This is a genomic window from Streptacidiphilus neutrinimicus, assembly GCF_000787815.1.
GTDB classification, from domain to species: Bacteria; Actinomycetota; Actinomycetes; order Streptomycetales; family Streptomycetaceae; genus Streptacidiphilus; species Streptacidiphilus neutrinimicus.
Map to the genome: position 1 here is coordinate 1 of NZ_BBPO01000033.1, position 23,054 is coordinate 23,054.

Annotated in this window: 18 protein-coding genes, 2 tRNA genes and 2 pseudogenes; 15 read left to right on the forward strand and 7 right to left on the reverse strand. The window is 72.4% G+C overall.

What is annotated here, in order from left to right:
- Positions 1-63 precede the first annotated feature (63 nt).
- Positions 64-1,719, reverse strand: a complete 1,656-nt coding sequence (locus TR48_RS44415; protein ID WP_042369658.1) for a hypothetical protein — start codon at positions 1,717-1,719, stop codon at positions 64-66.
- 261 nt (positions 1,720-1,980) lie between these two features.
- On the opposite strand from TR48_RS44415, the gene TR48_RS20985 reads away from it, so the two are divergent.
- From TR48_RS20985 to TR48_RS21005, 5 genes are all read left to right on the forward strand, one after another.
- Positions 1,981-2,298, forward strand: a complete 318-nt coding sequence (locus TR48_RS20985) for a hypothetical protein (protein WP_042369660.1) — start codon at positions 1,981-1,983, stop codon at positions 2,296-2,298.
- A 98-nt stretch (positions 2,299-2,396) separates the two neighbouring features.
- Entirely contained in the window at positions 2,397-3,698 is a 1,302-nt protein-coding gene (locus tag TR48_RS20990) for an OB-fold domain-containing protein (RefSeq protein WP_042369662.1), read from the forward strand.
- Positions 3,695-4,879, forward strand: a complete 1,185-nt coding sequence (locus tag TR48_RS20995) for a lipid-transfer protein (RefSeq protein WP_042369664.1) — start codon at positions 3,695-3,697, stop codon at positions 4,877-4,879. Before TR48_RS20990 ends, TR48_RS20995 begins: the two co-directional genes overlap by 4 nt.
- 229 nt (positions 4,880-5,108) lie before the next feature.
- On the forward strand, positions 5,109-5,948 hold the full coding sequence (locus tag TR48_RS21000) for a DUF1906 domain-containing protein (RefSeq protein ID WP_042369665.1): 840 nt from the start codon (positions 5,109-5,111) through the stop codon (positions 5,946-5,948).
- A 198-nt stretch (positions 5,949-6,146) separates the two neighbouring features.
- A complete protein-coding gene (locus TR48_RS21005) occupies positions 6,147-7,808 on the forward strand; it encodes a long-chain fatty acid--CoA ligase (protein ID WP_042369668.1) in 1,662 nt (553 codons plus the stop codon).
- Between the two features lie 52 nt (positions 7,809-7,860).
- On the opposite strand, the gene TR48_RS21010 is transcribed toward TR48_RS21005, so the two are convergent.
- Entirely contained in the window at positions 7,861-11,385 is a 3,525-nt protein-coding gene (locus TR48_RS21010) for a PAS domain-containing protein (RefSeq protein WP_052442847.1), read from the reverse strand.
- Between the two features lie 206 nt (positions 11,386-11,591).
- On the opposite strand from TR48_RS21010, the gene TR48_RS21015 reads away from it, so the two are divergent.
- From TR48_RS21015 to TR48_RS21035, 5 genes are all read left to right on the forward strand, one after another.
- Positions 11,592-11,682 (forward strand) — tRNA-Ser (locus TR48_RS21015).
- 438 nt (positions 11,683-12,120) lie between these two features.
- Positions 12,121-12,193: transfer RNA gene (locus TR48_RS21020), tRNA-Arg, on the forward strand.
- Positions 12,194-12,643: 450 nt separating this feature from the next.
- Positions 12,644-13,558: a hypothetical protein gene (locus TR48_RS43400; protein ID WP_161789871.1), complete on the forward strand. Its 915-nt coding sequence runs from the start codon at positions 12,644-12,646 to the stop codon at positions 13,556-13,558.
- 129 nt (positions 13,559-13,687) lie between these two features.
- Positions 13,688-14,224 carry a L,D-transpeptidase gene (locus TR48_RS21030; RefSeq protein ID WP_161789872.1) on the forward strand — a complete coding sequence of 179 codons (537 nt, stop codon included), beginning with the start codon at positions 13,688-13,690 and terminating at the stop codon, positions 14,222-14,224.
- An 85-nt stretch (positions 14,225-14,309) separates the two neighbouring features.
- Positions 14,310-14,801 (forward strand): peptidylprolyl isomerase, encoded by a 492-nt coding sequence (locus TR48_RS21035; RefSeq protein WP_042369673.1) that lies wholly within the window; start codon positions 14,310-14,312, stop codon positions 14,799-14,801.
- 114 nt (positions 14,802-14,915) lie between these two features.
- On the opposite strand, the gene TR48_RS21040 is transcribed toward TR48_RS21035, so the two are convergent.
- A complete protein-coding gene (locus tag TR48_RS21040; protein WP_152628076.1) occupies positions 14,916-15,584 on the reverse strand; it encodes a class I SAM-dependent methyltransferase in 669 nt (222 codons plus the stop codon).
- Between the two features lie 86 nt (positions 15,585-15,670).
- Here TR48_RS21040 and TR48_RS21045 point away from each other — a divergent pair, with 86 nt between their 5' ends.
- The gene (locus tag TR48_RS21045; RefSeq protein ID WP_042369675.1) at positions 15,671-16,255 is read left to right on the forward strand and encodes a DUF4240 domain-containing protein; all 585 of its coding nucleotides are present in this window, start codon (positions 15,671-15,673) and stop codon (positions 16,253-16,255) included.
- Positions 16,256-16,349: 94 nt separating this feature from the next.
- Here the strand turns inward: TR48_RS21045 and TR48_RS43405 are convergent, their stop codons facing one another.
- Positions 16,350-17,864 (reverse strand): S53 family peptidase, encoded by a 1,515-nt coding sequence (locus tag TR48_RS43405; protein WP_042369677.1) that lies wholly within the window; start codon positions 17,862-17,864, stop codon positions 16,350-16,352.
- Positions 17,865-18,165: 301 nt separating this feature from the next.
- Between TR48_RS43405 and TR48_RS21055 the strand changes: the two genes are divergently transcribed.
- From TR48_RS21055 to mscL, 3 genes and pseudogenes are all read left to right on the forward strand, one after another.
- Positions 18,166-18,642: a MarR family winged helix-turn-helix transcriptional regulator gene (locus TR48_RS21055; protein WP_042369679.1), complete on the forward strand. Its 477-nt coding sequence runs from the start codon at positions 18,166-18,168 to the stop codon at positions 18,640-18,642.
- 47 nt (positions 18,643-18,689) lie between these two features.
- Positions 18,690-20,306 (forward strand): annotated as a pseudogene (locus TR48_RS21060) (MDR family MFS transporter); the annotation flags it as partial.
- 39 nt (positions 20,307-20,345) lie between these two features.
- Positions 20,346-20,765: a large conductance mechanosensitive channel protein MscL gene (gene mscL / locus TR48_RS21065; protein WP_042369793.1), complete on the forward strand. Its 420-nt coding sequence runs from the start codon at positions 20,346-20,348 to the stop codon at positions 20,763-20,765.
- Between the two features lie 3 nt (positions 20,766-20,768).
- On the opposite strand, the gene TR48_RS21070 is transcribed toward mscL, so the two are convergent.
- Both TR48_RS21070 and TR48_RS21075 read right to left on the reverse strand, forming a co-directional pair.
- Positions 20,769-21,422 carry a nucleoside/nucleotide kinase family protein gene (locus TR48_RS21070; RefSeq protein WP_042369681.1) on the reverse strand — a complete coding sequence of 218 codons (654 nt, stop codon included), beginning with the start codon at positions 21,420-21,422 and terminating at the stop codon, positions 20,769-20,771.
- Complete coding sequence (locus TR48_RS21075) at positions 21,422-22,375, reverse strand: aldo/keto reductase (protein WP_042369683.1); 954 nt, start codon at positions 22,373-22,375, stop codon at positions 21,422-21,424. Before TR48_RS21075 ends, TR48_RS21070 begins: the two co-directional genes overlap by 1 nt.
- Before the next feature lie 141 nt (positions 22,376-22,516).
- On the opposite strand from TR48_RS21075, the gene TR48_RS21080 reads away from it, so the two are divergent.
- Positions 22,517-22,714: a hypothetical protein gene (locus TR48_RS21080; protein ID WP_042369685.1), complete on the forward strand. Its 198-nt coding sequence runs from the start codon at positions 22,517-22,519 to the stop codon at positions 22,712-22,714.
- A gap of 25 nt (positions 22,715-22,739) precedes the next feature.
- Here TR48_RS21080 and TR48_RS43410 read toward each other — a convergent pair.
- Positions 22,740-23,054 (reverse strand): annotated as a pseudogene (locus tag TR48_RS43410) (hypothetical protein); the annotation flags it as partial.

The following is a 23,054-nucleotide window of genomic DNA, read 5'->3' on the forward strand; positions in this document are numbered from 1 at the left end:
GCAGTGCCGCGCCGCGCCGCGCCGAGCCGTGCCGCGCCGCGCCGAGCCGTGCCGCGCCGAGCGTCAGCCGGCGGCGTGCAGGGTGTCGGTGACCTGGTGCAGCGTCGCGGGTCCGGTAGTGGACAGGTTGCTGAAGAGGTTGGCGGTGACCTGCTCGCCCACGCCGGTCGTCCAGAGGTCCGGGACGCCGTCGCCGTTGATGTCGGCGGCCTGGAGGGTGACGTCGGCGCCGGTGTTCCAGCCGGTGGCCAGCGAGTAGGCGGTGTAGCTGGTCGCGCCCGTGTTCGGGTCGGCCGTCACGTTCTCCCAGAGGTCGAGCTCCCCGGTGGACTTCTTCCACAGGAACAGGGCCGTGCTGGTGCCCCCGCCGCCGGCCGGGAGCTGGGTGGCGGCGATGGTCCAGTTGTTCCAGTCGGCGGTGCCGTCGGGCGTGTTGACGTTCAGGGTGGTGGGGATGCTGTAGCCGCCGGGGACCGTGGTGGTGTAGAGGCCGAGGCCGTACCCGCCGGCGTCGTCTCCCAGGATGCCGAGCAGGTCCGGGAGGCCGGTGTTGCGCCCGGAGCTGTTGCCGGCGTTGACGATCTGGGTGGGGTTGTCGCCGTTCCAGTTCGCCAGGGAGCCGTCGGTCAGGAGTGGGCCTCCGGCGGGGAGCGGGGCGCCCTTGTCGTTGCCCTGGAGGATCACCCCGGTACCGGCGTGGACGCCGGACGGGTAGTAGAGCAGGACGTCCTGCTCGTAACCTGCGGTGAACCGGCCGGTGATCACCGTCGCACCGTCGAAGTCGGACGGCGAGCCGTTGCTGTTGAACCCGTTGCCGTTGACCCCGATGTCGGCCGGGCTGGTGGCGACATGGCCGTCGCCTGCGCCCTTCGCGAGCCACAGCCCGGACGGGAGGCCGTGCTGACCGCCGACGGTGACCAGGTCGGGCACGTGGTCGCCGGTGAGGTCGCCGTCGGTGAGGTTCGGCGGTGGCGTGGCGGAGCTGAACTGGACGGTGGCGCTGCCGCCGGGGTTGCCGCCGGGGGACAGGCTGGTGACCGTGAGGACGTTCACGGAGCCCGTCGGCGTGAACGTGATCGCGGCGCCGCCGGTGGCGTTCGCCTTGACGTCCACGGGCGCCGCCGTGTCGAGCTGGTACTGGTAGCCGGCGGGGACGGGGCCGCTGGTCGGGGCGGAGACCGCGAGCGTCACGGGCGTGCCGATGGTCGTGGCGCCGGGCTGGGCGACCGAGGGCGTGCCGGGTCGGGTCGGGTCGAAGGAGAAGTGGCAGGTCGTGGACCAGCCGCTGGTGTGCGCGGCGTCGGAGGACTGCACCCTCCAGTCGAACTTCGTGATCCTGCCCGCCGCCGCCGTCTCCAGCGTGGCACGGGGAATGGTGAGCACGGCGGACTGGCCGGAGAAGGCGTGCAGGTTCGCCGGGTCCGTCTCGACGACGGTGGTGCCGTGCTGCGACACCTTGAAGTCGACGCCGAGCGATTCGCTGACGGGGGACGACACCCTGGCGTAGAGGGTGACGTCGCCGTCGCCGAGGATCGTGTCGCCCGCGCAGGACGACGCGGGGAGGGTGCTGAGGTCGCTGGGGACGCCGGGCGGCGGCGTGGCGGCGGACGCGGCGGCCGGGTGCAGGACCCCTGCCGTAGCCGTCAGCACGACGATGGCGGCGGAGGTCGCGAGGGCGGCGCGTCGGTTGCCCGAGGCACCGGAGCGGGAGGAATTCACGCGATCGTCAACTTTCGAACTGGGGACCGAATGACGCTGACCGGCGACAGGATATGCGCCACCGTTCCTTCCCCACCCGGGATTTCCCGGTGGGTGCCCGCGGGCGCCGTTTATGCGCGCTACGTGCGCGATCCACACCAAAGGGCGAAATGGCCTGGTAGCTCTGGCTCTTTGTCGATTCGTTGAGGAATTCTGACGGTGCGACGTCGCAGTCCGCAGTACCGCAGCAGTCCGTACCGCAGAGCCAGCCAGGAGGACCGCATGTCCCGTATCCGTACCGCTCTTGTCGCCGTTCCGCTTGCCGCCGCCGCGCTGATTCTCGGGGCAGGCGTGGCGTCCGCCGACAACGGGGCGATCGCGGGTGGGGGTTCGACCAGCTCCACGGCCACCAGTTCCGTCTCCGACAACGGGACGGGAAACCTGTCCGGTTGGGTGGACGGGAACGCGAACTGGACGCAGCAGACCGCGAACGGGTCCGGCGCGGCGAACCAGAACAACACCTTCGCCGTCAAGGCCAACAACGGCCCGATCTTCAGCAACCAGTCCAACAGCAACGTGCGGATCGTGTTCGGGGGGTAGCGCCTCCGAGCGCCAGTGCGCCGACGGCCCCGGGTGTCCCTCCCGGGGCCGTCGCCCTGTCTTGACACTCCCCACAGACCTGACGCACTGTCAGATCTGTGAATCTGGAGGCTTACCAAGGACTGCCCTCGACCGTCGGCGGCGTCGGGCTCGACCTCGTCAACGCGCCCATGATCCGGCACTGGTGCGAGGCCATGGGCGACGCCAACCCCGCCTACGCCGCGGCCCCCGCGGCGGCCATCGCGCCGCCCGCAATGCTCCAGGCATGGACCATGGGACCGTCCGGCCGACGGGCGCACTTCGACGCGCTGATGCGCGACTTGGACGCCGCAGGCTACGCCTCCGTGGTCGCGACCGACTGCGAGCAGCAGTACGCTCGGCCGCTGCGGATCGGCGAGCGGGTGCTCTTCGACTCCGACATCGAGAGCGTCTCGGAGCGGAAGCGCACCGCGCTGGGCACCGGCTACTTCATCACCACGCGGACGGACGTCCGCGCCTACGACGAGGCGGCTGGCGAGAAGCCGGACGACGCGACGCCGGTCGGGTCGCACCGCTTCCGGATCCTGAAGTTCACCCCGGCGGAGCGGCGCGAGCGTCCACAGGCTGTGGACGCCGGATCCCTGCGCCCCAGGCCCGTGGTCAACCGGGACAACGCCGGCTACTGGGACGGCGTCGCCGCGGGCGAGCTGCGCTTCCAGCGCTGCGACGACTGTGCGACGGCCCGGTTTCCATGGCTGCCCGGGTGCAACGCCTGCGGCAGCGACCGCTGGCACCCGGAGCCGGCGTCCGGCGACGGCGAGGTCTACTCGAAGGTCGTCGTCCACCACCCCCTCCCACCGGCCTTCGGCGCCAAGCCCTATACGGTCGCCCTCGTCGAACTCGCCGAAGGCGTGCGGATCGTGGCGAACGTCGTGGGCGCAGAGCCGGAGGCGGTCGGGATCGGCATGCCGGTGCGTCTCGGATTCCAGCGCTGCGACGACGACTTGCTGCTGCCCGTCTTCCATCCCGCCGGACCTGACCGGCTGCCCCCGCTGCGCGTGCCGGTGACGCGCACGCTGATCGTGGCCGGGGCGATCGCCTCCCGCGACTACCAGGAGGTGCACCACGACGCCGAGTTGGCGCGAGCCAAGGGTGCGCCGGACATCTTCATGAACATCCTCACCACCAACGGCCTCGTCGGCCGCTACGTCACCGACTGGACGGGCCCCGACGCCCGCGTCGAGTCGATCGCGATCCGTCTCGGCGTGCCCGCCTACCCCGGCGACGAGCTGCAGTTCAGTGGCGAGGTCTCCGAACGCGGCGAGGGCGGACGGCTCGTGCTCGCGATCCGCGGGACCGGACGGCTCGGCGTGCACGTCAGCGGAACCGTGAAGGTCAGGGTCAAGGGGGCCTCGGCATGAGCCTGCAACGCGCCGACACGCTCGGCGGTCGCGCCGCCGTCGTCGGGATCGGGGCCACGGAGTTCTCCAAGGACTCCGGCCGCAGCGAGCTGAAGCTCGCCGTCGAGGCGGTCCACGCCGCGCTCGACGACGCCGGGCTGGCGCCGGGGGACGTCGACGGCCTGGTCACCTTCACCATGGACACCAGCCCCGAGATCACCGTCGCCCAGGCGGCGGGCATCGGCGAGCTCTCCTTCTTCAGTCGCGTCCACTACGGCGGCGGCGCGGCCTGCGCCACCGTGCAGCAGGCGGCGATGGCGGTCGCCACCGGCGTGGCCGAGGTCGTGGTCTGCTACCGCGCGTTCAACGAGCGGTCCGGGCACCGCTTCGGCAGCGGCCTGCAGGCGCGGCAGCCGTCCGCCGAGGGCGTCGCGATGGGCTGGACGATGCCCCCGGGCCTGCTCACCCCCGCCTCCTGGGTCGCCCTGCACGCCGCGCGCTACCTGCACACCTACGGCCTGAGCCCGGACGTCTTCGGGCACGTCGCCGTCGCGGACCGCCGCCACGCGGCCGCCAACCCGGCCGCGTACTTCTACCAGCGCCCGATCACCCTCGCCGACCACGCCGCCTCCCGCTGGATCGTCGAGCCGCTGCGGCTGCTCGACTGCTGCCAGGAGACGGACGGCGGCCAGGCCGTCGTGGTGACCTCCGTCGAGCGCGCCCGCGACCTGCGGCACGCGCCCGCCGTCATCGCCGCCGCCGCGCAGGGCGCGGGCCGCGCCCAGGAGGCCATGACCAGCTTCTACCGCGACGACCTGACCGGCCTGCCGGAGCTCGGCGTCGTCGCCCGCCAGCTGTGGCGCGGCAGCGGGCTCGGGCCCGCGGACGTCGACACGGCGGTGCTGTACGACCACTTCACGCCGTTCGTGCTGATGCAGCTGGAGGAGTTCGGCTTCTGCGCCCGCGGCGAGGCGGCCGCGTTCGCGGCCGACGGCGGCCTGGAGCTGGGCGGCCGGCTCCCGGTCAACACCCACGGCGGCCAGCTCGGCGAGGCGTACCTGCACGGCATGAACGGCATCGCCGAGGCCGTCCGCCAACTGCGGGGCAACAGCGTCAACCAGGTCCCGGACGCGCGGACGGTACTGGTCACGGCCGGCACGGGCGTGCCGACCTCGGGGCTGGTGCTGACGGCGGACGGGTAATTCCTTTGCCCGTCCGCCGAGGCCGGGGACCGGGCCAAGCAGACGTACGTCGAGCGGCGGAAGCTGCTGGGCTGACGCTCGGTCGGCGTGGCGTCAGGTCCGTTTGAGTGGCGCGGCGCGTACTCTGGCGTGGCATATCGTCAGATAACGAGCATTCAGCCCACGATCGAATGTGACCAATCAACGAACCCTTCTGCGCCCTCGTCGCGCTCCGCGCACGCGGCCCACGATGCGCTCTCTGCTCTGCGCGGTGCTCGCGCTGGTGTTCGTGCCGGCGCTGGTCTCCCCGACCGAGGCCGCCGCGACGACCAGACGGGATCTCTCGCCGGTCTTCACCGGGCTGGCCTTCGACACCTGCTCCGCGCCCAGCCCGTCGCTGCTGCGCGCCTGGCGGCACCATTCGAACTACGGCGCTCTCGGCCTCTACATCGGCGGCCGGAACCGGGCCTGCTCGCAGCCGCTGCTGAACCGCGCCTACGTGCGCGCCGCGGCCGACATGGGCTGGCGGATGCTCCCGCTCTACGTCGGGGCCCAGGCGCCGTGCGTCACCGCGGAGCACGCCCGCACCAAGCGGATCAGCTCGGCCAACGCCCTCTGGCAGGGCGAGTCGGACGGGGAGGACGCCGTCAGGGCTGCGCAGTCGCTGGGCCTCGCCCCCGGCAGCCCCGTCTACCTGGACATGGAGGCGTACGCCCGCGACCGCGGCCGGTGCAGCCTGGCCGTGCTGCGGTACACCACCGCCTGGTCCCGCGCGCTGCACGAGGCCGGCTACCTCTCCGGCTTCTACAGCTCCGCGGACTCCGGCGTCGCAGACCTGGCCTCGCTCGCCTCCCTCGCCGCGAACGGCCGCGACGATCCCGCGCCGGCCGACGCCCTGCCCGACGTCGTCTGGTACGCCCGGTGGGACCACCGGCGCTCGACCGACGGCTACCGGGCGCTCAGCCAGAGCCAGTGGACGGGACACCGGCGGGTGCACCAGTACGTCGGCAACGCCGCCGAGAGCCACGGCGGCGAGAGCGCGATGATCGACCGCAACGCCGTCGACGCGCCCGTCGCGCTCGTCGAGTAGCCCCGGGGCGCGGTCCCGCGCGGGCGGGGGGTCGTGTGAGGCTCGTCCTCTGGACAGGTCGCGCGGCCCTCGCCCATTGTCCTGCGGCCGAGCGGGAGTGAGAATGCCCCACATACGCCCTACGTACCGGTCGGTATGGCGCCGGCCGTCCGGCCGCGGGCAGGCCGGACGGGGCAGGTCAGGTCAAGGAGGACCCAGGTGCTCAGCACGATGCAGGACGTCCCACTCACCGTCGGCCGCATCCTCGCCCACGGGGCGGGTTTCCACGGTGCCGCCACCGTGGCCACCTGGAACGGCACGGGCGCGGACAGCCGCACCTTCGCCGAGGTCGGCGCCCGCGCCGCCCAGCTCGCGCACGCCCTGCGCGACGAGCTCGGCGTCACCGGCGACCAGCGCGTCGCCACCCTGATGTGGAACAACACCGAGCACCAGGAGATCTACCTCGCCGTGCCCTCCATGGGCGCCGTGCTGCACACCCTCAACCTGCGTCTGCCCGCCGCCCAGCTCTCCTACATCGTCAACCACGCCGCCGACCACGCGATCTTCGTCAACGGCAGCCTGCTGCCGCTGCTCGCCCCGCTGCTGCCGGCGCTCCGGCCGACGCTGCGTCACATCGTGGTGGTGGGGCCAGGAGACCTCGCCGCCCTCGACGAGGCCAAGGCCCGCGGCGTCGCCGTCCACGCCTACGAGCAGCTGATCGCCGACCGGCCGACCAGCTACCCCTTCCCGACGGACATGGACGAGCGCACCGCCGCGGCCATGTGCTACACCTCCGGCACGACCGGCGACCCGAAGGGCGTCGTCTACAGCCACCGCTCGGTCTACCTGCACTGCCTCCAGGTCATCTCCGCCGAGGACTTCGCGCTGACCTCCGCCGACAAGGCGCTGCCGGTCGTGCCGATGTTCCACGTCAACGCCTGGGGTCTGCCGCACGCCGCCTTCATGGTCGGCTGCTCGCTGCTGATGCCGGACCGCTTCCTGCAGCCCAAGCCGCTCGCGGAGATGATCCAGGCCGAGCGTCCCACCGTCAGCGGCGCCGTCCCGACGATCTGGACCGGCCTGCTCGACGAGCTCGACCACGGCTCCTACGACACCTCCTCGCTGCGCCGCGTCGTCATCGGCGGCTCCGCCTGCCCGCCGGCGCTGATGAAGGCCTTCGAGGAGCGGCACGGCATCACCCTCGTCCACGCCTGGGGCATGACGGAGACCTCCCCGCTCGGCTCCTTCGCCCTCCCGCCGGGCGGCCTGACAGCCGAGCAGGAATGGCCCTACCGCCTCACCCAGGGCCGCTTCCCCGCCTCCGTCGAGCCGCGCATCATCGGCCCCGACGGCACGCCCGCGCCCTTCGACGGCGAGACGGCGGGTGAGCTGGAGGTCCGCGGCCCGTGGATCGCCGGCTCCTACTACGGCGACGAGGAGCTCTCCTCCGACAAGTTCAGCGAGGACGGGTGGCTGCGCACCGGCGACGTCGGCACCATCAGCCCCGACGGCTTCCTCACCCTGACCGACCGGGCCAAGGACGTCATCAAGTCCGGTGGCGAGTGGATCTCCAGCGTCGAGCTGGAGAACCACCTGATGGCCCACCCCGACGTCCTCGAGGCCGCCGTCGTCGCCGTCCCGGACGAGAAGTGGGGCGAGCGCCCGCTGGCCACCGTCGTCCTCCGCCCCGACGCCGAGGTCGGCTTCGCCGAACTGCGCGGCTTCCTCGCCGAGCGCATCGCCTCCTGGCAGCTGCCGGAGCGCTGGTCGCTGATCGAGTCCGTGCCGAAGACGAGTGTCGGTAAGTTCGACAAGAAGGTGATTCGCGCGGAGTACGCCGCCGGCGAGCTGGACGTCACCACGCTCGGCAAGGGCGACTGAGCCGCCGACCGCGCCGGGTGGGGCGGCCCGACGGCCGCCCTGCCGACAGGCGTCACGCCTCGCCGAGCGCGCCGATCCGGCCGAGGAGGTCGACGATGCGGGCCTGGACCTCGGGAGAGGTCGAGCGCTCCGCGAGGAAGAGGACCGTCTCCCCCGAGCGCAGGCCGGCGCGCTGCTCCGGGCCGTCGACCGAGGTGTAGACGACCAGCGGAGTGCGGTGCAGCCGGTTGTTGCTGCGGAGCCAGTCGACGATGCCCATGCGGCGGCGCCGGATCAGCATCAGGTCCATCACGACCAGGTTCGGCTGGACGCTGCTCGCCCGCGACACCGCGTCGTTCTCGGACGCCGCGTGCTCGACGTGCATGCCGCGCCGCTCCAGCGCCGCGGTGAAGGCCGAGGCGACGTGCGGGTCCTGCTCGATCAGCAGCACCCGCGGGGCGTGCCGTTCACTGTCGCGCGGCGCCAGCGCCCGCAGCAGGACGGCCGGGTCGGCCCCGTACGCGGCCTCCGGCGTGGCCTGGCCCAGACCGGCCGTGACCAGCACCGGAACGTTCGCGTCCCCCGCGGCGGTGCGCAGCGACTGCAGCCCGGTGCGGGTGATCGGCTCGGTCAGCGGGTCGACGAAGAGGGCGGCCGGGAAGCCCGGCACCTGCGCGTCCAGCTCCTCGCGGGTGCGGACCAGGATCGGCCGGTAGCCGCGCTCCTGGAGCGCCTGATACGTCGACGGATCGGGCTCGGGCCAGACCAGGAGGCGGCGCGGCCGCCCGTCGGATGCCGGGGCGACCATGGTGGGGTAGTCGGCCCCGGCGATGAACTCCAGTCGGCTCTCCGTCAGCGGGCCCTCGGGGCCCGGCTGCTGCGGTGGCCGTCCGCCGTTCGACTCGTGGTGCTGAGGCGGCACGTCGGTGCCCTTGGGCGGCGTCTGCACCGCCTGGAGCGGCGACTGCGACAGGCTCATGACGCCGCCGCTGCCGCCGAAGGTACCGCCGGACGGCACCGGCGCGGCGGGCGGCAAGGGCAGCGCGCCGTGGCTCTGGTGGCGGGCCCGCGACTGCTGCGGGACCGGCGTGCTCGGGCCGGCGCCGAGGGCCCTGGCCCCACCGGCGTTCCTGACCTGGCCGTTCGTCTGGCTGTTCAGCCGGCCGTCGGCGTGGGTGTTCCCGTGGCCGGTGGCTTGGCCGTTCGCGTCGGCGGCCGCGGGGCCGAGCTCGAAGCGGCCGCCGAAGGGCGCGGGCGCGGGGGCCATCTCCGCCGGGCCGTGCGGCTGCGGCGCCTGCACGGGCGGGACGCTCGGGTGGACCGGCTCCAGCGCGGCCGGGCCCGTCGCGGTGGCCTGCTGCTGCGCGGCGGGGTTCTCATCCCCCGTGGCCGGACCCAGCGCGAGCCGACGCCGCCGGCCGTTGCCCTGGTTGGCGGGGCGCGCCGGTTCCGGCGCGATCATGCTGCCCGCGGGCGGCAGGGCGTTCTCCAGCCCGGGGTAGACCGGGCCGCCGATCAGCCCGCGGAAGTCGTCGGCCTGGTTCTGCCCGGCCGCGCTCTGTCCAGCCTGGGCCTGCCTAGCCTGGGCCTGCTCGGGCTGAGCCTGCGGCGCGGGCTGCCCGCGGCGTCCGGCGGCCCGGCGTCCGCGTCCTTCCTGACCCGACCGGCCGTTCTGGCCGTCGTGCGCGTTCTGCCCGTACTGCCCCGGGCCGGAGTCCCCTCCGGGCAGCGCGGGCAGGTGCGAGGCCTGCGGGTGCTGCTGCTCGCCCTCCTGCTCCTGGAGCGCGCGCGGCGGGCGGACCACCTCGGGCGCGGGCAGCCGGTTGCGGCGACGCGAGCGGTCCGTCCCCTCGGCAGGGGTCTTCGACGCGGAGTCCGCCGCGGCCTCCTCCGCTATCTGCGGCGGCGCCTTGGGCAGGGCGTCCAGCGGCAGCTCGGGCAGCAGCGTCGTCGCGTTCTCGCCCGGAGAGGGCAGCGGCGCGAACTTCGCGGCGTTCGCCGGGTCCAGCGGGAGTTCCACGATGTAGACGCGGCCCTGACCGTCCGGCAGGTCGTGCGCCTGGAGCACCCCGCCGTGGCGCTCCACGATGCCGCGGGCGATCGGCTGGTGCACCGCCTCCGCGCCGGAGCCGGGGCCCCGAAGCTCGATCCGGGCCACCTCGCCGCGCTGCGCCGCGGCGACGACCACGCCGCCGCTGCCCGCGCCCCGTGCGCCGTGCCGCCCGCCCGGCCGCCGTCCGGACAGCCCGGAGGCGACCCCGACCGCCATCCCGTACAGCTCGCCGCCGCCGTTGGTGGAGCCGTCCCCCGTGACCGCGATCTCCGCCAGCAGGTGGCCGAGCGCCTCGGCGAGCCGGCTCCCGTCGCCGATCAGCTCGATCGACGCCGGATGCACGGCGATGTCGACGCGGCCCGCGCCCAGCAGCTCCGTCGCCATCGCGACGGCCTCGGAGAGGATCTTGTCGAGCGCGACCGGCTCCCGGTCCAGCCGCTCCTTGCCCGCCTCCAGGGCGGCGTCGAAACGCTGGTACGCCAGTACGCCGTCGACCAGCGTGGACGTGCGGCGGCACTCGTCGGCCAGCCGGCGGAGCACCCAGTTCGCCTCCGGCCACAGCTGCCCGGCGGGGTCGCGGGCCAGCTGCTCCAGGGTGTCGTTGAGGCGGTCGAGCGGCTTGCGCAGCTCCTGCTCCAGCACGGCGGTCAGGTGCTCGTGCCGGTTCGCGAGGGTCAGGTAGGCGGTGCGGTCGGTGAACGTCATCACCGCGCCGACCAGCTGGTCGCCGTCACGCACCGGCGCGGTCGACAGCTCGACCGTCACCGGCCTGCCGTCCTTGCGCCACAGCGTGGCGGAGCGGACCCGGTGGCGGCGGCCGGACGTCAGCGTGTCCGCCAGGGGCGACTCCTCGGGCGGCAGCGGCGAGCCGTCCGCGCGCGAGTGCATCACCAGTGGCAGCAGCGGCTGCCCGCCCAGCTCCCCCGCGCGGTGGCCGAGGATGTGCGCGGCGGCGGGGTTCACCAGGACGACCTGGCCGTCCGTGTCCACGCCCACCACGCCCTCGGCCGCGGCGCGCAGGATCATCTCGGTCTGCTTGTGCTGGCGGCGCAGCTCCGCCTCGACCTCCAGCCGGGCGCTGAGATCGCGCACGACGATCAGCAGCAGCTCACGGTCGCTGGGGGAGGAGATGCCGGAGCCGCCCATGCTGTAGTACGAGCCGCTGTAGGAGCTCGAGGTGCTGCCCAGCGCGCCCGGGGAGAGCCGCCCGTCGTCCTCGAAATCGGCGGCCTGCACCTCGACGGGCAGCGACGAGCCGTCCGTGCGCACGGCGCTCATCCGCACCGGGGCGTCGTCGTCCTCGTCGACGCCGTCCGCGTTCTTGCGCGGACGCATCGAGCCGGGGATCCGACTCGGGTCGAACTCGGGCAGGACGGAGAGCACGCCCCGTCCGACCAGCGACGTCCCCGGAGCCTGGAGGCTCCGCACCGCCGCGGCATTGGCGTCGACGATGGTGCCGTTGCTGTTCACCAGCACCAGTGCGTCCGGGAGGGCGTCGAGTATCGCGGCGAGGCGAGCAGTGCCTCGGGTCGGCCTGCTGCTCACGACGGGAGGGCCTCCTACTCGCTTCCTTGCTCCTTGCGGCTCCGTGCGGCTGGGGGCCGCATCGGCCAGCTAGCACTATCGCATTGTTTTTGCGATCCCGGCGACCCGCCTAGTAACGTGGTCTGGGGTTAGCCGCAGCCCCCCGGGTTGTGGCATCATCCCTGCAGACGGTTGTGATCGCCAGTGCGCGAGAAGCAGACGTCTGAGGAGGCTTCGCCTAGTCCGGTCTATGGCGCCGCACTGCTAATGCGGTTTCGGGGTTATTCCTGATCGAGGGTTCAAATCCCTCAGCCTCCGCTCCACGTCGAGGCCCTGATCTGTCACTCACAGGTCGGGGCCTCGTGGCGTTTCCCGCCCTCGGCGGGCCGCGCGGCGGGACGATCCCCCGCGTTCGCGCCCGGCCGACCGTCGAGCCGGCTTCGAGTTCTGCACGCACTCCGCCCCCGGCCCTCACCGACCGTCCACGCCCGGCGCCCTCCACCCCGCTTCCGCCCCCGCTTCCGCCCCGGCCCTCCGCGGGGCGATCTTCACCCCGCGGACCTCCGCGCCGGCCGGCCTCCTCGGCGCTCCCGCCCTTCCCCGTCCGCCCGCCCGTATGACCGCAGGTGGGGGCTCCGGGGGGCGCACGAATACCCGATTTCGCCTCTGGGCCCAGGTCGTGTAATGTTCTTCTCGTGAGGCCGCGAGGGGCGAACGAGAAGGAAGCCCGGAGCGAACCGAACAACAACTGAACAAGCGCTCGTAGCTCAACGGATAGAGCATTTGACTACGGATCAAAAGGTTGCAGGTTCGAATCCTGCCGAGCGCACCGGATCAGAAGCCCCGCACTGAACAGTGCGGGGCTTCTGGCATGTCATCGGGTCACATGGGGTGTAACAAGATCAGCCGACGGGCGGTCATATCGGGAGACGGGGTGCCAGCCCCGGTTTGGAGTGCTCTCGATGAAGCCCACTCTTCGCGGCGCGGTCGGCGCCGCTGGAGCTGCTCTGCTCGTCCTCGGCCTCGCGGGCTCGTCCGTGGCCGCTGACCGGGGTGCGGACGCGGCCCGCGCCGCGGCGCGGTGGACGATGGCGACGCTGCCCGGCAAGGACGCCGCCACCCTGCTCGGCTCGGCGGCGCCCGACGCCCACACCGTCTGGATCGTCGGCGCGAAGCTCGCCGACCGGGGCCGCAGCGGACTCCGGGGTTCTCGCCGGTCCTGTACGCGCGGGACGACCGCGCCGGGCAGGCGTGGAAGGAGGTCCCCACCGCCAAGGGCGTGTCGGGACGGATGAACGCCGTCGCCGCGGTGTCGGACCGGGACGGGTGGATGGTCGGTGACTGCGCCACCAGTTCGACGGGCGCCCGCGAGGGCGGGGTCTCCACCGAGCACTGGAACGGCAGGACCTGGTCGGCGCAGCAGTTGGCGCTGCCGTCGGCCGCGCTGGGCGGCGGGCTGCTGAGCGTGTCCGCGGTGAACGGGTCGAACGCCTGGGCGGCGGGGTGGGACCAGATCTCCGATCCTGCCAAGCCCGGCACCCGTCCCTCCTCGCACGAGGAGGGGCTGGTCGCGCACTGGAACGGCAGGGCGTGGCAGCGGGTGGCGCTGCCCCGGATCGGGACGGACTGGCTGCTGAATTCGGTCACCGCGGTCGGGGCCGACGACGTCTGGGCGGTCGGCACCGTTGCCCAGGGCGACGGCAACGTCCCTCTCGCCCTGCACTACGACGGCCACGGCTGGACGGCCCAACGGGGTTCCACGTTCGGCGGGACCGCGAGCGCCGCCAGTGGCGACCTGTTGGGGATCACCGCCCACGGTCGGGACGACGTCTGGGCCGTGGGCGCCTACCGCGCGCCGGGCGCGCGCGGCAGCCAGGCGCTCGTCGAGCACTGGAACGGCCGCCGGTGGGCGCGCGTGGCGACCCCGGTCGGCTCGGGGCCGCTGACCGGCGCCGCTGCGGCGCCCGGCGGCATCGTGGCCGTGGGCAGCTCCACCGACAGCGCGGGTGACGGCTACGGGCTGCGGGTGAGCGGCGGCCGCGCCGTCTCGCTCGGACTGCCCGCGAACACGGCGACCAGCCAGTACGCCCCCTGGGCGGTGGGCTTCTACGCCGGGTCGGTCACCGTCGTCGGAGTGGTGGACCACCCCGGTCAGGCACTGCCCCGGCCGATGGTGCTGACGGGCCGCGGCTGACGGGTTGCGGCTGACAGGTCGCGGGTGGGGGGGAAGGCGTCCGGCCGGGGGATTGAAAGCTGATCCGATGGGATGAAGAACTGCTCGACGGGGATTCAGTTCGGTGCTCGCTGGCCAGCGTTGAGGGTCATGGAGAAACGTTCTTTCCGGGCACCCCGATGGCTCGGGCGTAGCGGTGCCCTCGCGTCGGTGCTGGCGTTCCTGGTGACGGCGTTCAGCGCCGTGTTCGCGCCCGCCGCGGAGGCGGCGAGCGTACGGGCGGTGTATCCGACGGCGGCGGAGCAGCGGCACTGCCACGCGAGCGGAGCCAGGCTCGTGGTCTGCGTCGACCAGAACGCGCAGCGGCTGTGGGTGGTGCGGGGCAGCTCGGTGATCTTCGGGCCGGTCACGGTGCGGACGGGACGGCGCGGGCAGCTGACGCGCACCGGGACGTTCCGCATCTACTGGCGGCACCAGCACCACTGGTCGACCCTGTACAACGCGCCGATGCCGTACGCCCAGTTCTTCAGCGGCGGTGAAGCGCTCCACGGGGTCTACGGGAATCTGAGCCGCGGCCCCGGTTCGCACGGCTGCGTCAATCTGACCGTCCGCGACGCGGCGCGGTTGTGGCCGTTGACGCGGAAGGGCACCGTGGTCGAGGTCTGGGGGCACAAGCCCGGGTCGTGAGAGTCCTGCGCAGAAGCGGGTCGGCGGACGTCGTACGGGTGGTACCGGGAGCGATCACCCGGCCGGGGATGTGAGGATGGTGCCCATGAGTGACAACGTTTTCTTCGACATCACCATCGACGACCAGCCGGCCGGCCGGATCGTCTTCCACCTGTTCGACGAGACCGTCCCGAAGACGGCCCGCAACTTCCGTGAGCTCGCCACCGGCGAGCACGGCTTCGGCTACGAGGGCTCGCATTTCCACCGCGTGATCCCGGAGTTCATGCTGCAGGGCGGTGACTTCACCCGCGGCAACGGCACCGGTGGCAAGTCCATCTACGGCGAGAAGTTCGAGGACGAGAACTTCACGCTGAAGCACACCAAGCCGGGCCTGCTGTCGATGGCCAACGCGGGCCGCAACACCAACGGCTCGCAGTTCTTCATCACCACCATCGTCACCGACTGGCTCGACGGCAAGCACGTCGTCTTCGGCGAGGTCGTCGAGGGCATGGACGTCGTCAAGAAGATCGAGAGCCTGGGCTCGCGCACCGGTGCGACCAGCGCCAAGATCAGCATCGCCAAGTCCGGCACGGTCTGATCCGACGCCGCCTGAGCGGATGGGGCGCCCGGCCCGTTGCGGTCGGGCGCCCCACGTGCGTCCGGAGCCGGTCGACGTGCGTCCGGAGCCGGTCGACGTGCGTCCGGAGCCCGGTCAGGCGCGGGCGACCAGGTCCAGGACGTGCCAGTGCTTCGGGCCGGAGACCGCGTTGCCGTCGCGCTCCTCCTCCCGCATGGCCAGGATCTCCAGTCCGTCGAGGAGCGCGCGGGCCTCGGCCGGGGTGTGGGTGGTGAGCTCGGGATCGCTCGCCCAGGTGTCGCGCGGCCCGAAGAGGTTCACCGCGAGGATCCCGCCCGGCCGCAGTGCGGCGCGGATCATGCCCCAGGTGCGGGTGAAGACCTCGGGCCGCTGGAACGGCAGGGCGTAACCCGCGTAGATCAGGCCCGCGGCCGGCAGGCCGTCGAGAGCGCCGAAGGACTGCTCCACGACGGTCAGGCGGTTCCGCCGCGCGGGCGGGACGGCCGCCTGGATCCGCAGGTGGGCTCCCGGGGCGCCGTCGAGGGCGAGGACCCGCCAGCCGGCGTCGAGCAGCGCGGCGCTCTCCCGCCCGGCGCCCGCGCCGAGGTCGACGGCCAGGTCGACGGCCAGGTCAGCGGCCGGGTCAGCGGCCGGGTCGGTGCTGGTGACGACCGCAGCGTGGGTCGCGACGTCGGCGGTCGGACGGTCGCGCGGACCACCCGCGGCGGCGATCGCCTCCAGGCAGAGCGGACGCACCGGGCTGTCGGCGGTGGCCCGGTAGTAGGGCTCCCAGTCTTGGATCACGCCGTTCATTCTGCTCATTCCGCGCGATGCGCGCGCCCCTCGGAGCTCCCGCCGGGGTTGTCAGTGGCGGGTGCCATGCTCGGGCCATGGACAGTGGGAACGACGCGGGCGGCACCCGGGGCTTCTGGCAGCTGATCGAGCAGGCCCGCGCCGTTGGCGGGGCGGCGGACTGCGGGGCGGCGGACTGCGGGGCGGTCGCGGCGACGGCCTCGGCGCTGCTCGCACAGCGCGAGGTGGGGGAGATCGTCGCGGCGCAGCGGGCGCTGTGGACGCTGATGGAGGAGTCGTACCGGAGCCCGCTGTGGGCCGCCGCCTACCTGATCAACGGTGGCTGCTCGGACGACGGATTCGACTACTTCCGCGGGTGGCTGATCCTGCAGGGGCAGGAGGTCTTCGAGCGCGTGATCGCCGAGCCGGACGTCCTGGCCGAGCTCGCCCCGGTCCGCGAGGCCGCCGCGCACGGGCTGGATCTGGAGGGCGAGGAGGCGCTCGCCATAGCCTGGGACGCCCATCGCCGCGCGACGGGCGGCGAGGAGCTGCCCGCGGGGTCGTTCAGCGTCCGCTACCCGGAGCTGGACCAGGCCTGGAACTTCGACTTCGACGACATGGGCGAGATGCGGCGCAGGCTTCCGCGCCTGGCGGCGCTGTACGCGGGGGAGCCGGCCGTCTGATCCGCCGTCAACGGCTGACTCCCGCCGCCGTGCGGGTCCTGCCTGCCGTCCCCCGGCGGGAATGCCGGGGCACGGCAGGCAGGGTGACCAGAGGTCAGTGCGAGGCCGCCACCAGATCCGGCAGGAGCAGCGCCGCGTTCGGGGTGCCGAGGCCCGTCACGGGGTCCCAGCCGGGGGACGCGGGGTAGCCCGGGACGGACGGGTCGGCGGTGTTGTTGCCGACGGTGATGTCGTTGAAGTCCGCCGCGTACTGCGCCGGGTTGGCCGCCACCTTGTAGAGCGCGGGGTTGATCGGGCCGAGGCCGCCGCCGTTCAGCTGGCCGGCGATCGCGACCAGGCCGGCCCACTGCGGGCAGGCGAGCGACGTGCCGCCGACGTCGTACCAGCCGGTGCTGCAGGCCGTGCTGCCGCAGGAGAGGCCGCTGGTGCCGTCCGGCGGGAGGGAGATGTAGACCAGCATGCCGGTGCCGGCGCTGGCCTGGAGGGAGACGTCGGGGACACCGCGCATCGCGCCGATTGCGGAGCTGCCGGCGGGCAGGGTGCCCTGGTAGGACGGGCGGGCGAAGACGGAGCTGTAGCCGCCGCCGCCGTCGGTCCAGCCGATCTCGGCCTGGCCCGGGTGGGCCTGGCACTTGGCCGGGTTGTTGGTGCTGTCCGCGGTCCGGGCGCTGTTCGTGCCCGCGGTGGCGTCCGTGCACAGGTAGGTGCCGCCCACTCCGGTGACCAGCGGGTCGGAGGCGGGCCATTCGACGCCCGGGTCGGGCAGGGTGGTGCCGCCCTTCTTCACCGGGGTCTTGGTCGTGATCGCCGAGCCGTTGTCGCCGGAGGAGCCGAGGACGGTGACGCCGTTGTTCGCGGCATCCTGGAAGGCGTAGCGCAGGTTCTGCAGGGCCGCGGTGCTGGAGAACGCGCCCTCGCCGGAGGCGAAGGACTGCGAGATGACGTGGGCCAGGTGGTGCTGGACCACGTAGTCCTCGGCCGCCATCATCTGCGGGAAGCCCTGGACGCCGAGGGTCTCCGCGGTCGTCGTGGTGACCAACAGGATGTTCGCGCCGGGCGCCATCGCGTGGGCGGTCTCCACGTCGAGGGAGACCTCCAGGCCCCAGGCGGCCTTGTCCTCCTGGCCGGTGCCCTTGCTGGTGGGCGGCGGCGCGACGGTGGCCGGCGCGCCCTGCAGGTGCAGCTCGCTGAAGGAGGGCATGCCCGGCGCGCAGGTGACCGCCTCCTCGCCGCACATGGGTGCGACGCCGAAGGCCTGGTCGAAGACGTGGAGGTCGTGGGCCATGGTGTCGCTGCCGTAGGAGTCCACGATCGCGATGGTCATGCCCGCGCCGTCGTCACCGGCCGCGTAGAGCGGGCCGAGGTCGTAAGCGGCCTGCACGGACTGCGGGGTGAAGCAGCGTCGACCGACGGAGCCGCACTGGTCCTGGGTGGGCGGGGTGTTGCCGGTGGTCAGCTGGGTGTACTCCGCGACGGTCGGTCGAAGCTGCGGGTACGTCGCTGCTGAGGTGGTTGTGACGGCACTTGCGCTGAGCGCGGCGCTGGGTGCGGCCAGGGTCAGGCCGCCCACGACGGCGGCGAGCAGTCGGCGACGCACGGATGGAACCATTGAGAGCCCTCCAGAGGGTGTGAGGGGGTCAGGTTCGTGCGGGCCCACGCTAGAGGTGGAATGTGATCCGCACCACGCCCTGGACACGACCGAGACCGGAGCGCAATCTGTCGTCCCCTCGGATCGTGGTGCTCACGGCCCGTCGCCCAACCCTTCGCGGCCCGGAAGCGGACCGGAAGCGGACCGGCCGTAGGACCTGAGGCCGAGTCGAGCTCATCCCTGAGGTGGTTTTTGCCCGGACACGTGTGCGCTACATTTAGTTGCTGGGAGCAAGCAACTAAGTGGAGAAGCGGGGGGCGTCGTGGCACGGACGAACCAGGCCGAGCAGTCCGACCCGGTCGCGGCGGAGCTCGGCGAGGAGCTGGTCCGCTTCTTCCGGTTGATGCAGGCACGCAAGCAGCGGTCGCGCGACGAGCACGGCGGCGGAGACCGCGTCCTGCTCGCCGTTCTGGTCCGCTGCGGTCCGCGGCGTGCGACCGATCTCGCCGTAGACGCGCATCTGGACCTGTCCACGGTCAGCCGTCAGGTCCGCTCGCTCGTCGAGCGCGGCCTGGTGGAGCGCACGCCCGACCCCGAAGACCGGCGTGGCGCGCTGCTCTCGGTCTCGCCGAGCGGCCTGGCCGCCTTCGAGGCCTTCCGCGAGCAACGCAACCGGGAGCTCAGCGCCCTCCTGGAGAACTGGACCGGGGAGGACCGCCACGAGCTGGTCCGTCTCCTGTCCCGCCTGAACGACGAATTCGCCCGGCCCCACACCGCCGAGCAGGGAGCAGCCAAGTGAGCAGCAGTAACAGCCATGGAGGGGCGGCCACCGCCGCCGCGCCGGGCATACCCGACGCCGCGGCCCAGGCCGGACTGAGTCACCGGCAGATCCTGACGATCCTGTCGGGCCTGATGATGGGCATGTTCCTGGCCTCGCTCGACCAGACCATCGTCTCCACCGCGATCCGGACCATCGCCGACGACCTGCACGGCCTGAGCCAGCAGGCGTGGACCACGACGGCGTACCTGATCACCTCGACAATCGCCACACCGCTCTACGGCAAGCTCTCCGACATCTACGGCCGCAAGCCGTTCTTCCTCGCCGCGATCAGCATCTTCGTCGTCGGCTCGGTCGCCTGCACCTTCTCCACCTCGATGATCGAGCTGGCCGCGTTCCGCGCGTTCCAGGGCGTGGGCGCCGGCGGTCTGATGTCCCTGGCGCTGGCGATCATCGGCGACATCGTGCCGCCGCGCGAACGTGCCCGCTACCAGGGCTACATCCTCTCCGTCTTCGCCACCTCCAGCGTGCTCGGCCCGCTGGTCGGCGGCTTCCTGGCCGGTCAGGCCACGATCCTGGGCATCGCCGGCTGGCGCTGGGTCTTCCTGGTCAACGTGCCGATCGGCATCGTCGCGCTGGTCGTCGTCGCCAAGGTGCTGAACGTCCCGCATACGCGCCGCGAGCAGCGCATCGACTGGTGGGGCGCCGTCACCATCGCCGTCGGCGTGGTGCCGCTGCTGCTGGTGGCCGAGCAGGGCCAGAGCTGGGGCTGGACCTCCGCGCGCTCCATGAGCTGCTACGCGGTCGGCGTCGTCGGCATCGTGGTGTGGCTGCTGGTCGAGCGCCGGATGGGCGACGCCGCGCTGATCCCGATGCGGCTCTTCTCCAACAAGGTCTTCAGCCAGACCAGCGTCCTGTCGGTGCTCATCGGCATGGCGATGTTCGGCGGGATGATGATGATCCCGCAGTACCTGCAGATCGTGAAGGGCGCCAGCCCGACCAAGTCCGGCCTGATGATGCTGCCGCTGATGCTCGGCATGATGGTCACGTCGATCGTCGTCGGCCGGCTGATCGCCCGCACCGGGCACTACAAGATCTACCCGGTGGTCGGCACCGCCGTCATGGTCGACTCCATGCTCCTCTTCCACTTCCGGGTGGAGTGGAACACCCCGCTGCCGGAGACCATGGGCTACATGGCCGTCTTCGGCGTCGGCCTGGGCCTGACGATGCAGACGCTGACGCTGGCGGTGCAGAACGCGGTACCGCCTCAGGACATGGGTGTGGCCACCGCCTCGGCGACCTTCTTCCGCCAGCTCGGCGCGACGGCCGGTACCGCGATCTTCCTCTCGGTGCTGTTCAGCACGGTGAAGGACAACGTCGCCAAGGCCTTCACCTCCGTCCAGCACACGCAGGCGTTCCAGCAGGCCTACGCGCAGAACCCGCACGCGCTGTCCGGGGCGAACTCCTCGTCGGTGCTGAGCGACTCCTCGTTCATCCAGAAGCTGCCGGACGCCCTGGCCGCGCCCTTCAAGATCGGCTTCGCCGACTCGATGCACCTGGTGTTCCTGATCGCCTCCGGTGTCGCCGTGGTGGCCTTCCTGCTCGCCGTGGTCATCACGGAGGTGCCGCTGCGCAAGGTCTCCGGAATCCAGGCCCGGGCGGCGGCGGAAGCGGACAAGTCGGCGTAACTCGTATCACCCCCACGGGTGATACGGTGACCCGCCATGAAGGGATTCCGGAAGTTTCTGCTCCGCGGCAACGTGGTCGATCTGGCCGTCGGTGTGGTCATCGGCGCGGCGTTCACGGGGGTCGTGTCGGGGTTCGTCAAGGACTTCCTGACGCCGCTCATCGGCCTGTTCGGCGGGGCGAACAACGACCTCGCCAAGAAGTCCTGGCACCACTTCGCCTACGGCGACTTCATCAACGTGGCGTTGAGCTTCCTGATCACCGCCGCCGTCGTCTACTTCTTCGTCGTGCTGCCCGTCACCAAGCTGACGACCCGCTTCTCCACGAAGACGGACCTGGACGCGCCGAAGAAGGACTGCCCGGAGTGCCTGAGCTCCATCCCCGCCGCCGCCACCCGCTGCGCGTTCTGCACTGCTCAGCTGCCGGTGCAGTACGCGACCACCATCCCCAGGCAGTGACCGTCACATGTTGACGACCAGTGCGGGCCGACGAGGATCGTCGGCCCGCACGGTCATGTCAGCGGACTCCTCAGGGCGGATCTCCGCCTCGTAGCGGGCGAAGGCCGGGAGGGTCCACCGCTCGGCCTCGGGCGTGCGGCGCTCCAGCGCGGCGGGGGTCAGCCGCAGATGCACGGCGAGGTCGAGCGGGAACCACCGGCCGAGCAGCAGCGGGCCGTCCAGGACCAGCACCCCGCCCGGGGCCAGCGGGACGCGCTCCGCGCGCGTCGCACGGTCGGTGACGGGGTCCCAGAGCGTCGGCAGGACCAGGCCCGACCCACCCGGCTCCAGGGGGTCGAAGACCTCGCGGAACAGCGCGCCCGCGTCCAGCCAGCGGTCCAGGTAGGCGTCGGGGTCGTGGTGGCCGTACTCGAAGCGCAGCGAGGCGGGCCGCAGGAAGTCCCGTGCCCGGACCCGCTGGACGGGCCGCCCGCGCAGGCGCAGCGGCTCGACGAGCGCGTCCGCGAGGTCGCCGGGACGGGCGGCGTCCGCACCGTCCACGGCGACCCTGGTCCAGGTCCGGCCGCCCCCGGCCGCCGGTTCGGCGACCAGCTCGGCGATCCGCTCCGCGAGCTCCTCGGCGAGCGACTCCGGGGTGAGCGGCCGGACCCGCGGCATCAGGCGGAGGCCGCGGTCAGCGCGTCCAGCTCGGCCTGGCTCAGGGCGAGCTCCGGGAAGGCGACCAGGTCGGCCAGCTGCTCCACGGTGCGGGCGGAGGCGATCGGCGCGGCGACGGTCGGCTGCGCGGCGAGCCATGCCAGCGCGACGGTCGCGACCGCGACGCCGTGGGCCTCCGCGACCGCGTCCAGCGCCGTCAGCACCCGCTGGCCCCGCTCGCTCGCGGCCAGCTTCTCGGCGCCGCTCGCCCGCACGCTGTCGACCTTCTCGCCGCCGGCGCGGTACTTGCCCGTCAGAAAGCCCGCGGCCAGGGCGTAGTAGGGAACGCCGGAGAGCCCGTACTCGGCCGCGACCTCCGCCAGTTCGCCCTCGTAGGTGTCGCGCGAGACCAGGTTGTAGTGCGGCTGCAGCGCGATGTACTCGGCCAGGCCCTCGCGCCGGGCGAACTGCATGGACGCGCGCAGGCGGGCCGGGGAGATGTTGGAGGCGGCGATCTCGCGGACCTTGCCGGCCCGGACCAGGGCGTCCAGCGCGGTCATGATCTCCTCGACCGGCGTGGACTCGTCGTCGAAGTGCGTGTAGAGCAGGTCGATCCGGTCGGTGCCGAGACGCTTGAGCGAGGCCTCGGCGGCGGCGGTGATGTTGTCGGCCTTGAGGCCCTTGAACTGCGGGTGCGCGCCGAGCTTGGTGGCGATCACGACGTCGTCGCGGTTGTCCCTGGCCGCGGCCCAGGCGCCGATGATCGCCTCGGACTCGCCGCCGGAGTGTCCGGGGGCCCAGGCCGAGTAGACGTCGGCGGTGTCGACGAAGTTGCCGCCGGCGGCGGTGTAGGCGTCGAGGACGGCGAAGGACTGCTCTTGGTCGGCGGACCAGCCGAAGACGTTGCCGCCGAGGTTGAGCGGGAAGACGAAGAGGTCGGAGCTGCCGAGCTGCACACGTGCGGAGGAGGTCATGCCGTGCTCAACGACATGCGGGTGAGGACGTGTTCCCCGACACGCCGCACGACTTCTCCACGCGAAATCCGGGGTTTCTGTCACAGAGCTGCGACATTCGGGGGTCCAGCTTCCGGTCGTCATTGGCTAGAGTCAGGGCACATGTCGAACTACCAGAACTACCAGCCCTCGAACGAGGACACCTCGGCGAGCACGCAGATGTTCCGTGCCTTCGTCGACGAGCCCGTGGCCCAGCCGGCGACCGCGCCGAGCGAGTCGCGCCGCACCGGCGTCATCGCCGCCGCGGTGATCATCGGCCTGGTGGTCGTGATCGGCGTCGTCTACCTGGCGTTCAAGTAGGCAGTAAGCGCTCGCCCGTATCGGCTCAGCCGAGGGTCGCCGCCCGCGTCTCCAGGTGCATGCCGAGCGGGACGCGCCACGCGTCCAGGCAGACGGTCCAGCTCTCGCTCACGCTCGCGTGCCCGGCGACGGGTCCGGCCAGCGGCTGGCTCGTCCGGTAGGTCCACCAGTCGACGCCGAGCGCGCCGATGACGTGTGTGGCGAAGGTCACCGTGCCGCCGGAGGCGGCGCGGTCGCCACTGTTGGCGAGTGTGAGTGTGACCTTCTGGCACCAGCGCTCGGCGGTGTCGGCGGTCTGCAGCGCCGTGACGGTGAGACTGGCGGGCGTCTGCGGGGGCGG